This is a genomic window from uncultured Mucilaginibacter sp. (genome assembly GCF_937859865.1).
Taxonomy (GTDB): Bacteria; Bacteroidota; Bacteroidia; order Sphingobacteriales; family Sphingobacteriaceae; genus Mucilaginibacter_A.
In genome coordinates, this window is record NZ_CALMAT010000121.1 from 1 (window position 1) to 12,095 (window position 12,095).

Genomic DNA, 12,095 nt, shown 5'->3' on the forward strand with positions numbered 1-12,095 from the left:
GTGTTTAAATTTATGGCGAATGGTTTTATGATGAGGAATGGTAACCGCCACCAACGCTTTTTTAGTTTTTGCTGCTTTAAAATTGCGGATCGAAGTGTAAACGTAATAACCGAAAACCGCAGTAAGCAAGCCCAGAATCACGGTAAACGTAACATCAATGGTCCTGGTTTTTAAAAAACTACGGCGGGCAGGAGCGTAATTGTTCATGTTTGGTTTAACCGTAATGGCGAGGTTTGCTGTTTGATGGTTTCTGGCAGGCAACGTTTAATCCAAAAAATATTAACGCTGTTGCTATTAAAAAACCAGCCAATCAATTAAAAGCTATTTTTGTTGAAAATGGAAACCGAACAGCCGTAAAAACTATGCAAATTAATGCCATCAGTATAGATAAATTACCCGAAGCAGCAACGCAATTGATTGGCTTTGCAGAAAAAAACCAAACTAAAATTTTGCTTTTTTTTGGAGAAATGGGTGCCGGCAAAACTACTTTTATCAAAGCTTTTTGTGCGGCTTTAGGCGTAAAAGATGCGGTTTCCAGTCCAACTTTTTCTATCGTCAACGAATATCATTATCCAAAAGGCATCGTTTACCACTTCGATTTTTACCGGTTAAAAAACCAGTTGGAGGCTTTGGATTTGGGTTTTGAAGAATATTTATACTCGGGCAATTACTGTTTGATCGAGTGGCCGGAAAAAATCCCCGGCCTTTTGCCTCAAAATTACCTTGAAGTTTTGCTGGAAGTGCAGCCCGATCAACACCGAAAATTAACAATAGCGAAAATTTAATCTGCAAAAGGGCTTATATTTGCTTAATTTCAGTAACCGGAAATTTAAAATAATTATGAGTTCAGGCACATTAAGTGGTTTTTCTGATATCGCCAAGCAGGCCATGATGCAGCCGCAGGAATCAATGCTGGAGGTGCGGAACAAAAAAAACAAGCTGTACATCGGCATCCCGAAGGAAACTTCGTTCCAGGAAAACCGCATTGCCATTACGCCGCTTTCGGTGGCCACTTTGGTTAGCAATGGGCATACAGTTATTTTAGAATCAAATGCCGGCCTGGCCGCCAACTTTACCGATAACAATTACAGCGAGCAGGGCGCACAAATTGTGTACGACACACAGCAGGTTTACCAGGCCGACATCATCCTGAAAATTGCGCCGCCAACTTTGGCCGAGATCGAGCTGATGAAGCTAAACCAAACTTTAATTTCGACGTTGCAAACCACCACTATCAAAGCCGAATACCTGCACGCGCTCATCAACAAAAAAATAACGGCGCTTTGCTTTGAAAATTTGCAGGACGAAGGCGGTTCTTTAAGCGTTGTCCGTGCCATGAGCGAAATTGTTGGCGCCACTTCCATCCTGATCGCTGCCGAATATTTAAGCAATGTTTTTAACGGCAAAGGCTTGATGCTGGGCGGTATCACCGGCGTTCCGCCAACCGAAATTGTGATTTTGGGTGCCGGAACTGTTGGCGAATATGCAGCCCGGACGGCTTTGGCTTTGGGCGCGCAGGTTAAAGTTTTCGATCCTTCCATTTACAAACTGCGCCGTTTGCAAAACAACATCGGCAGCCGTGTTTTCACTTCGGTTATCCAGCCGATTGTGTTGGAAAAAGCCATTACCACTTGCGATGTGGCCATTGGTGCAATGCGCGCTATTGCCGGCCGTACGCCATGTTTGGTTACCGAAGAAACCGTAAGCCAGATGAAACCCAACTCGGTAATTATTGATGTGAGCATTGACCAGGGCGGATGTTTTGAAACTTCGGAAGTAACTAATCACACCAACCCAGTTTTTCGGAAATATGATGTGATCCATTATTGCGTGCCCAACATTGCTTCCCGCGTGGCACGCACGGCAACGTATGCTTTGACCAATATTTTTGCCCCGATTTTGCTGGATATTGGCGAGCACGGCGGTTTAAAAAACGTGATCTGGGAAAAAGCCGGCGTGCGCAACGCCGTTTATATTTACCAGGGGCATTTAACCAGCCAGCATTTGTCGGAACGTTTTAACATCCCCAGCAAAGACTTGGATTTGCTGATCGTTTCTAACCGTTAACAACAGCTGGAGCTTTTAAGCATACTGTTTTTACCGGCCAAAAATCATTATGAAAAACTACTTCGCCCGGAAATATTTTAAAAGATCAGGAAAAGTTTTAATGGCCACTTTTAACGGCTTTATGGACGACCGCGGTTTAAAACTGAGTGCCGCGCTGGCTTATTATACTGTTTTTGCGCTGGCGCCGCTGCTCATGCTCGTCATCTCTTTGATCAGTGTTTTTTTGGGTCAGGATGCCATTCAAAACAACATTTACCCGCAAATAAAATCATACGTGGGTAGTAGTGCGGCATTGCAAATTCAGGAAATGATCAAAAGCGTTTCCCTGTCGGGCAAAACCGGTATTGCCGTAGTTACCAGTGTAGTTACCTTGATTATTGGTGCCACCAGCGTTTTTATGGAAATCCAGGATTCGATCAACCTGATTTGGCGCGTTAAGGCAAAGCCGAAAAAAGGCTGGTTAAAAATGATTACCAATCGGTTAATCTCGTTTTCGATGGTGATCAGTTTGGGTTTTTTGCTAATTGTTTCGCTGATTATCAGTGCATTGATTTCTGCTTTAAGCAACAAAATCACCCATTACTTTCCGGAAGTTACGGTCCGGCTTTTCAACCTCATCAACCTGGGCATCACTTTTTTGGTGATTGCCGTGCTTTTCGGCATCATCTTTAAGTTTTTGCCCGATGTAAAAATTGGCTGGCGCGATGTGCGCACCGGTGCTTTTTTTACCTCCCTTTTGTTTATGCTGGGCAAATATTTAATTGGTATTTATATCCAAACAACCGGCACCGGCTCTACTTACGGCGCTGCCGGGTCTATCATTGTAATTTTGGTTTGGATTTATTACACCGCAGCCATTTTATATTTTGGCGCCGAGTTTACACAGGTTTATGCAGATAATTACGGCCACAAAATTGAACCTGCCGAATATGCCGTGCACGTTGAACAAAAAGAAGTGGAGCAGGATGTGAAAGTTCTGCCTTCGCAGCACCGGCTGGAGGGAGAATGAAAAATGCTTCTTTTACCACACTAATTTTTGGGTGATAAAAGAAGCATCTGTCAAACAAAAACTTATCTCGATTTCTTCGCCCCAACTTCCAACAACAACTCCTTCGCTGCAACATCCAACTGAGAATCTTTGGCGTTCCCTTCGCCTAATTGGCGGGAAACTGTTAGGTCAACCGGGCGCGGATGCAGTTCCATATCTTTGCCTTCGTGGTCGGTAATCCGGCTGAACGGCATCCGCAAAACAGAACCGTCAACCAAGGTAACGCTGCTGGTAAAAATGATCCAGCCGCCGGTTGGTTCGCCAACTACTTTGCCCAAACCCATTGTTCGGTAACCTTCGGTAAAATCTTCTGCATCGGATAAAGAATGCTGATTGGTGACCAAAATGGTTGGCAGTTCCAGTGTCCGTTGCCCCAATTGCGTCCGTGCCGGTCCGGCGGGCATTCCTCGGCCAGCCATTGTTAAATAGGGTTTTCGGGTGAGGACATCCAAAGCGTAAGCATTCACGAAACCGCCGTTGTTGTTGCGCACATCCACAATCACACCGTCTTTGGATTGGTTTTCGGCATCCAAATCCAAATAAAACTGGTTCAAAGACTGCTCCGACATATCAAACAAATGCACGTAACCCAAACGCCCGTTGCTGATTTTGTTGACATAATTGCGCTGCTGCTGCACCCATTGCTTGTACAGCAAGCCTTTTTCGGTAGCCAAACTGACCGGGCGAACAGTTACTTTATGCGTATCAGCACCGGAACCGATGGTTAAACTAACGCGTCGGCTGATCTTATTGTCGAGCAATTGATCTAAGTTATCGGTCGGTTTTATTGGCTGATCATCTATCGCAGTCAGGTAATCACCAACATGAATATTTCCCACCAAATCTGCCGCACTTAACGACAAAACTTCGGTTATTTTAAACTTGCCGCTGTTTTCGTAAACCTCGGGATCAAAACGCAAACCCAAACGTCCGGTACTGGTTTGCAAAGGCGTAGCACCCGAAATGCCCGAATGCGAAGCGTTCAATTCGCCCACCATCAAACTTAACAAGCGGCGCAATTCATCTGGTGTACTCGAACCGGCAGCCAAAGGCGCATACTCGCGGCGCACCTCGTTCCAGTTCGTTCCGTGAAAATGTTCATCGTAAAAACCTTTGTTTTGCGCTTTCCAGGCCTGCGTAAATATTTCTGTTTTTTCTTTGTTAAAGTCAATGTCGGTTTCTGCCGTTACGGCCAACGGTTTTGCTGTTTTGGTATCAATTGGAACAGATTGGATTTTGCCTTGCTCCAGATAAAACAGCTCTTTTCCATCTGCCGAAAACTGTGCATCTGCTTTTGGCGCCCGTGTGGTAGTAATTTGTTTTAACGCAGCCGGTTCTGTCGCCAGTTCATCCAAAGAATACGTGTACAAATTGGATTGCCCGGCCGTTGCAGCCATAACCAAAATCGTTTTTCCATCTTTGCTCATCTTCAAATCGTTCACATCAACGCCCAGCGGCAATAAATTAAGCCGTTGGCGAATGCCTTCCATCACTATTTTTACGCTTCCTGCGGCTGGCCGTACTGTTTTTACCGGTGTTTTATTGATGGAGTCAATGGCCGTTGGTTTTTTTTCGGTAGAAGGTTTGGACGTTGCTGGATTGACCGGACTGGAAGGCGACGTATTCTCATCTACAAACATCTGCTGAAACTGGTCTTCGCGGAAACGCGGCCGTTGCGGCACCAAATCAATCCGTGCCACATTTCCGTTTTCGGTGCGCTGGCTGGTGTTGAACAAAATGTATTTTCCATCATTGCTCCAATTTACATCACCGCCAAAAGTATTGGCCAAAAAACTAACAGCTTTGGATTCTCCTCCGGCAACCGGAACCACGTAAACATTGTAAAAAGTTTTGGCGCCGTAAGCACCGTAAGCCAGCCAGCTACCATCCGGCGACCAGGAAATGCTACCGGTTGTAGTGAAAGGCGGCCGGCCCAGATAGCCTTTCGCCACTACTTTTTCCTGATGCGTTTGTAGGTTTAAAACATGCAGTTCTTTTCCGTCGCGTACAAAAGCCAGCATTTTTCCATCTGGAGAAAAAATTGGCGCGGCATCGTCTTTGTCGCCGTTCGTCAACCGTACTTCTTTTGCGGTGATAAAATTATACTGATACAAATGCGCAGCATCTTCCCGATCAGAAACGTAAACCAGCGTGTTACTGCCCGGCGACCATAGCAGTTGCGATTCATTCGCGCCGGTTTGTGTAACGCGCAGGGCATCGCCGCCTTCTTTTGCTGAAGCCACAAAAACATCGCCATGTGCCACAAAAGCCACTTTTTTGCCGTCCGGCGAAAGTTGCAGTCCGCGAAATTGTGTGGTTAATTTCTGATGTTCTGTTCCCGGTCCGGCGGGCGAGCCACGGCGAACGATATTTACTTCCGAAGCTTTTGCTGAAGCAACATCATATTTCCAGATTTTAAAATCGCGCTCAAAAACAATCGTTTTTCCGTTTTGAGCAATTGTTGGCCAAAGCACGCGGCCTTTGGTAAAATTAGTTAGCTTTTTTGGTGTGCCCGATACTGTTTTTACCCATAAATTTTGTGCGCCGCCACGATCAGAAATGTAATAAACGGAAGCGCCGTCTTTGCTCCACATCGGCCACAACTCTTTGGCGCCGCCTGCCGTTATTTTTTGGTACGAATTGGTTTTGCCATCCTTCATCAGCCAAATTTCGGATTGGTCTAAATGGCTGCTGCCCTTGCGCCACCATTGCTGCGCAGCGATGCCGCGGGCGTTTAAAGCCAGCGTTTTTCCGTCCGGCGAAGGCATGGCAAAAAATTCGTTCTGATAGCGGTTTTCGCTTACCGGCATCGGCGTTCCGCCTGTTGTTTTTACCCGGTAAATATCGTTCATCCCCGAAATATCGTGGCTGGTCGTCGAAAAATAAACGTACTTTCCATCCGGCGACCAGGCACTCAAACCATCGTTGCCGTCATCAAAAGTCAGCCTTTTTAATTCGTTGTTTTTTAGGTTGAAGCTATAAATATCGCCGTTTCCGGTGCGGGTAGAATTAAAAGCGAGGTATTTTCCATCCGGAGAATAAACCGGCCGCGAATCATAAGCTGGATCAGAAATCAGCAAATGTGCTTCGCCGCCAGCAGCCGGAACCGTCCAAATATCGCCGCCGGAAGTAAAGGCGATTTCGCTTCCATCCGGAGAAACGGCAGGATCAGAATAATAAGGAATGCCGACAATGGTTTTTTCGGTTGATTGGGCAAAAGCAGCCGGCGTTATCGCCAAAAAGAAAGCAAAGCAAAGGATGGATAAATTTTTAGGCATAAAAGAAGTATCAAAATATAATTCTGTTTAAAAGCCTTTAAGATAGTTTTTTTAAGATGCGGTGTTTGTAAAATTGTTGTGAAAAATATACCGATAAAAGAAGTATCAGGATTTTGTAATGAGAAAGGTTTTATCAGCAAAAACAAAACCATGGCTGACACCAATTTTTATGGCATAAAAGAAGCATCGGCTTATTTATCGTACAGCAGTTTCATTTTCCGCTTCAGCTTTTCCAAAGCAAAATCCACTTTGTTTAGATAAGCGGAATGGGCCGTCAAGTTAATGGCCGAACAAGGTTCCGCATCTGCAACCGGGATCAAACGCAACCTTTTAATGTATGTCCTAAAATAATATACCAAATGCATGGCAACTGTTTCCGGCTGGATGTTATAAACAAAACCTGCCATCACAATTTGGTCTGCATCAAAAAAGCAAATGCTCCGGCTTTTGGCCGCCAAAAAACTCCAGATGGTTTGCTCAGACCAGTTGGGAAGTTTACTAAAACATTTGATGATGACCGGATCGTTCAATAAATCTTCAATAAAAGCCAAATCGAACAGGTTTTTGGGGAAGTAAAAGAAGCCCGTATTTACGTTCGGGAAAACAGGAATATTGATTTTTAACAGGTCAACCGGGGTAAAAGAATAAGCGTTTTGTACATCCCACATAAAAACCGGCATTTCGTCCAGCTTGGGCAGCACAAAATTTTTCAGGAAATAAATATCGCTGTCAATATACAGCACGTCGCGCTCATCATACAGCATAATATCAAACAGCTTTTGCGAAAAATTGGTGCTGTTGCGGTAGTTTTGGCAGGCAGGAAAGTCGGCCAAAACCGTTTCCAACTTTTCATCGCGTTCCTTTTTTCTGATGACGGTGCTGTTTTTCAGGCTTGATAACAATTGCGCTTCATCGGCATCGGTGATCGAGCCGTCTTCAAAAATCTCCAAAAAAATTTCGTCGCACGAGTGCCGCAAAAAGCTTTGCAAACATTCAATCGAAAAATCAAGGTTATGGTGTCCAAGCAGGGTTTTACAATGTAGAGGTTTTGCCATTAGCCTTAATTTTTGTTAAATATGCTTAAAAGCGAGGGTTTTTAACACGGTTTTTGAACTTGCTTATATTTAATGAAAAAGGAACGGCTTAAAAAACAATTGGTTAACTAAGGTATAAAATATATTTAAATCCAACATCAAATATTGTTTTCCGGGCTTTAAGTACGTTTTTGTTTTCTTCAAAGTTTCAATATAGCCAGAACTTCACTGATTTTTATGCCATAAAAGAAGCATTATTAATAAGTCGTCCACCTTTTTAAAACAGGTTATTATTTTTATTTTTGAGTGGAATTATGATGCAGAACGGCAGCAATTACAATTTACTGATTGGCAAAATGGATGAGTTCATCCGGAAGTATTACTTAAACAAGTTGCTTCGCGGGATGATCTTTTTGGGCGCGGCTTTGTTTTTCAGTTACCTCATCATTACTTTTTCCGAATATTACGGCCATTTCAACACCACTTTCCGTTCCATTATTTTTTACGCGTTTATCCTTTTAAACCTTTCACTTTTTGGCTGGCTGGTTGCGCCGCCTTTGCTGGCCTATTTTCGTTTGGGGAAAATGATCTCGCACGATCAGGCCGCAGAAATTATCGGCCGCTACTTTCAAAACGTGCAGGACAAATTATTGAACACGCTTCAGCTTAAAAAAATAGCCGACCAAAACCCGGAACGAAAATCACTGATCGAGGCCAGCATCAACCAAAAAATTGCCGAATTAAAACCGGTTACTTTTTCGGCTGCCGTAAAAATCAACGAAAATAAACGTTTTTTAAAATGGGTTTTGATCCCGTTGGTTTTGATTATCACGGTTGCTTTTGTGGCGCCTTCCATCATTCATGACGGAACGGAACGCATTATCAAACACGATCAATACTTCGCGCCGAAAGCTCCTTTTAACTGGCATATTTTAAACAAATCGCTTTCGGTTGTTCAGGGCGAGGATTTGAAACTGGGCTTAAAACTTACCGGAAACGAATTCCCAGAAAGCGTTTACCTCGAAACCGGCAAAAACAGTTTTAAGCTCGACAAAGAAAACCTAAGCTCTTTTTACCATACTTTTTCCAACATTCAGCAAAATTTCCGTTTCCGTTTAACCGGCGGCGATTTTTCTTCGCAGGAATTTGAAATCAAAGTAAACCCAAAGCCCTCGCTGCTGCATTTGGATGCGCGTTTGGTTTATCCTTCGTACCTGCATAAATCCGCAGAAAACGTGAATAATGCCGGCGATTTAACTTTGCCCGAAGGGACAACGGTTGAATGGGATTTGCATACCGAAAACACAAGTGAAGTTCGGTTTTCCCTCAATCAAAAAAAGGTTTTAATTACTTCGGGCAACAACGTTTTTCAACATCAGGAAAAGTTGCTGAAATCCGGTTTTTATTCGGTAAAACCCATCAACAATTTTGTTTCTTCTGCGGATTCTGCCGCTTACAGAATTTCCGTCGTTCCGGATTTGCCGCCCGTAATTTCTGCGGAGCAAAAAGCGGATTCGGTCAGTTCCAAAGCACTTTATTTTAACGGAAAAATCCAGGATGATTATGGTTTTTCCTCTTTAACTTTTCATTATTCGGTCCGAAACCCTTCTTCTCCACAAAAAAATAAAACCTACAGTTTGCCGGTAAAAGCAGATTTAGCGCAAACGTCGTCAACCTTCTTCTATTTTTGGTCGCTAAAAGAAGCATCGTTAAATCCGGGCGATGAAATCAGTTATTATTTTGATGTGGCCGATAACGATGGCGTAAACGGTGCAAAACACAGCCGGACGCCGGAACAAACTTTACGCATCCCAACGGAAACCGAGCAAAACAAACAGTTGGATGCCGGCACGCAATCAGTAAAAAACAAAATGCAATCGGCTATCAAATTGTCGGCACAAGTGGAACGCGATGCACAGAAATTGAACCGTTTATTGCTGGATAAAAAAACGCTTTCTTTTGACGAGAAAAAGCAGGTGGAAGATTTGCTGCAAAAACGCCGCGAACTGGAAGAAATGGTAAAGGATATGCAGCAGGAAAACGAGAAAAACCTGTACAACCGCCAGGAAACCAAACAGCAAAACCAGGAAATTTTGGAAAAGCAAAAGCAGATCAACGATTTGTTTAAGAACGTATTGGACGAAAAAACCAAGGAGCTGCTGAAAAACCTGGAAAAAATGCTGCAGCAAAACCAAAAAGACGATGCGCGCGAAGATATTTCGAAGATGCAGATGGACAATAAATCTTTGCAAAAAGAATTGGACCGGATGCTGGAGCTGTACAAAAAACTGGAGTTTGACCAAAAGCTGAACGAAAACATCAACCAGTTAGATAAGCTGGCCGAAAAAGAGCAGGCTTTGGCCGAAAAGAGTGCGCAAAAACAGCAACAAGCCGAGCAGTTGAAACAAGAGCAACAGACGATCAAAAAAGATTTTGAAGACCTGAAAAAATCGTTGAAAGATTTGGAGCAGAAAAACGAAGCGTTGGAAAACAAAAACGATTTTGAAACGCCCAAAGCCGAACAGCAGGAAGCGGAGCAGCAGATGGACAAAAGCGAAGAAAACCTTAGCAAAAATGAAAAGCAAAAAGCTGCGCAAGCGCAAAAGCAGGCGGCAAGCCAAATGCAAAAGATGAGCGCGAAAATGAAACAGATGCAGCAGCAGGGCGAAGAAAAAGAAGCGCAGGTAAACGCACAGCAATTGCGGTCAATCTTAAAAAATTTGGTTACCAGTTCTTTCAGCCAGGAAAAAGTGATGCAAACGTTTAAACAATTAAACGCCAGCGACCCGGATTATGTAAACCAAACCCAAAACCAGCAAAACATAAAAGATAATTTAAAAACAGTTGAAGACAGTTTATTTGCATTGAGCAAGCGCGTGCCACAGATTGAAGCCACGGTAAACAAAGAAATAACGGCCATCAACAGTAATATTGACCAGGCGATTGCTAATTTAGGCGAACGGCGTACAGCAGAAGCCAACCGTAGCCAGCAATTTGCCATGACTTCGATGAACAATTTGGCTTTGATGCTGAACGAAGTACTGGACCAGTTGCAAAATGCGATGAAAAACGCCAAGCCCGGAAGCGGCAAACAAAAGCAGCCTTCGATGCAGCAATTGAGCCAGATGCAGCAGGAACTGAACAAAAACATGCAGAAAGCACGCCAGCAAATGCAGCAACAGGGCCAGCAAGGTCAGGGCCAACAAGGGCAAGGCCAGCCAAAAAATGGCATGAGCGAGCAAATGGCCAAAATGGCGCGGCAACAGGAAATGATCCGCCGGGCATTGCAAAACATTAACCAGCAAGAAAACAAAGACGGAAAAAACGGGTTGGGTAATCTTGGCGAGATTTCGAAACAAATGGAACAAACTGAAAGAGATCTCGTAAATAAGAAAATTGAAACTGAGACGTTAATCAGGCAACAGAAAATACAAACGCGGTTATTAGAAGCTGAAAAAGCAGAACAGGAACGGGAGCAAGATCAGAAAAGGGAGAGCCAGGCTGCAAAAAATATGGCCCCAGGCTATCAAAAAGCCTTGCAAAGCTATCAGCAAATAAAAAATAAGCAAACAGAACAGCTTATTACGATACCCCCGGATGTAAATCTGTTTTACAAATCGAAAATAAAGACTTACTTTAACGAAATTAACCGCAAATAATAATGGTGCAGCCAGTAAAAGTATCAGACGGCGAATTATATACGCTTCAGCTTCCTTCAACAATGGAGAGCATACCTCGTTTGGAAAGTTTGGTTGAAGAAATATCAGAACGCTACCAGGTTAGTGAAGATACTTTTGCTAATATGATGACCTGCTTAAACGAAGCGTTGATCAATGCGATTGTGCACGGCAACCAATCAGACGCAAACAAAACCGTTTATATCAACGCAGAAGTTAACGACCATAAAAAAATTATCTGGACGGTTGCCGATGAAGGCCCGGGGTTTGATTACAACAATATTCCCGATCCAACTACTCCCGAAAATTTAGAAAAGGAAACCGGCCGCGGTGTTTTTATCATCAAACATTTAGCTGATCAGTTTATTTTTAATGCCCGCGGAAACGAAGTAGAACTGCACTTTAAATTGTAGGAATGCCTGCCAAAATTAATTTTTTTGCAGAGGAAACCGATTTCAAATTAAAAAACAAAAAACTCCTCCGTACTTGGGTTGAGCAAACACTGCTTGCCGAAAAACGCATTTTAAAAGAAATCAATTTTATTTTTTGCAACGATGCTTATCTCCTGAAAATTAATCAGGAATATTTACAGCACGATACTTATACCGACATCATCACTTTTGATAATTCTGAAACAACAGAAGAAATCGTAAGCGATATTTTTATATCGGTAGAAAGGGCGGCCGAAAACGCACTGTCCTTCCAAACCCCTTTTTTGCAGGAACTTCACCGCGTAATGATCCATGGCGTGCTGCATTTAGCAGGTTACAAAGATAAATCTGCCAAAGATGTTAAAACCATGCGCAGCAAAGAAAACTTTTATCTAAGCAGTTTAGGGCCTGTTTAAATTTTGTTAAACATATTTGAGATGCTTCTTTTAGCACATAAAAATCATAGCTTTTTAGTGGTTTTTGTAACATTAAAATAGCCGAGCACACCAATTTTATAGGCATAAAAGAAGCATCGCAAAATATTATGCTATAAATTTAAA

9 protein-coding genes are annotated in these 12,095 nt (G+C 43.2%); 6 read left to right on the forward strand and 3 right to left on the reverse strand.

The genetic code is table 11. The features are described 5' to 3' along the window. Nucleotides 1-261: hypothetical protein (locus Q0192_RS12910; RefSeq protein ID WP_299289898.1), on the reverse strand; the 261-nt coding region annotated here is incomplete at its 3' end. A 101-nt stretch (nucleotides 262-362) separates the two neighbouring features. Here Q0192_RS12910 and tsaE point away from each other — a divergent pair. Genes tsaE through Q0192_RS12925 form a run of 3 tightly spaced genes read left to right on the forward strand, consistent with a single transcriptional unit; the run spans nucleotide 363 to nucleotide 3,076 of the window. Further along, nucleotides 363-785 (forward strand): tRNA (adenosine(37)-N6)-threonylcarbamoyltransferase complex ATPase subunit type 1 TsaE, encoded by a 423-nt coding sequence (tsaE, locus tag Q0192_RS12915; RefSeq protein ID WP_299289899.1) that lies wholly within the window; start codon nucleotides 363-365, stop codon nucleotides 783-785. 55 nt (nucleotides 786-840) lie between these two features. Further along, a complete protein-coding gene (locus tag Q0192_RS12920) occupies nucleotides 841-2,067 on the forward strand; it encodes an alanine dehydrogenase (protein WP_299289900.1) in 1,227 nt (408 codons plus the stop codon). Between the two features lie 49 nt (nucleotides 2,068-2,116). Beyond that, nucleotides 2,117-3,076, forward strand: coding sequence for a YihY/virulence factor BrkB family protein (locus Q0192_RS12925; RefSeq protein WP_299289901.1), 960 nt, complete (start codon nucleotides 2,117-2,119; stop codon nucleotides 3,074-3,076). 62 nt (nucleotides 3,077-3,138) lie between these two features. Here the strand turns inward: Q0192_RS12925 and Q0192_RS12930 are convergent, their stop codons facing one another. Both Q0192_RS12930 and Q0192_RS12935 read right to left on the reverse strand, forming a co-directional pair. Further along, nucleotides 3,139-6,393, reverse strand: a complete 3,255-nt coding sequence (locus Q0192_RS12930; protein ID WP_299289902.1) for a S41 family peptidase — start codon at nucleotides 6,391-6,393, stop codon at nucleotides 3,139-3,141. Between the two features lie 191 nt (nucleotides 6,394-6,584). Next, nucleotides 6,585-7,448: a hypothetical protein gene (locus tag Q0192_RS12935; RefSeq protein ID WP_299289903.1), complete on the reverse strand. Its 864-nt coding sequence runs from the start codon at nucleotides 7,446-7,448 to the stop codon at nucleotides 6,585-6,587. Nucleotides 7,449-7,741: 293 nt separating this feature from the next. Between Q0192_RS12935 and Q0192_RS12940 the strand changes: the two genes are divergently transcribed. From Q0192_RS12940 to ybeY, 3 genes are read left to right on the forward strand one after another with little or no spacing between them, the layout of a single operon-like run. Next, the gene (locus tag Q0192_RS12940) at nucleotides 7,742-11,086 is read left to right on the forward strand and encodes a DUF4175 family protein (protein WP_299289904.1); all 3,345 of its coding nucleotides are present in this window, start codon (nucleotides 7,742-7,744) and stop codon (nucleotides 11,084-11,086) included. Between the two features lie 2 nt (nucleotides 11,087-11,088). After that, entirely contained in the window at nucleotides 11,089-11,517 is a 429-nt protein-coding gene (locus Q0192_RS12945; RefSeq protein ID WP_299289905.1) for an ATP-binding protein, read from the forward strand. A 2-nt stretch (nucleotides 11,518-11,519) separates the two neighbouring features. Further along, complete coding sequence (gene ybeY, locus Q0192_RS12950) at nucleotides 11,520-11,951, forward strand: rRNA maturation RNase YbeY (RefSeq protein WP_299289906.1); 432 nt, start codon at nucleotides 11,520-11,522, stop codon at nucleotides 11,949-11,951. The last annotated feature ends 144 nt before the right edge of the window (nucleotides 11,952-12,095 follow it).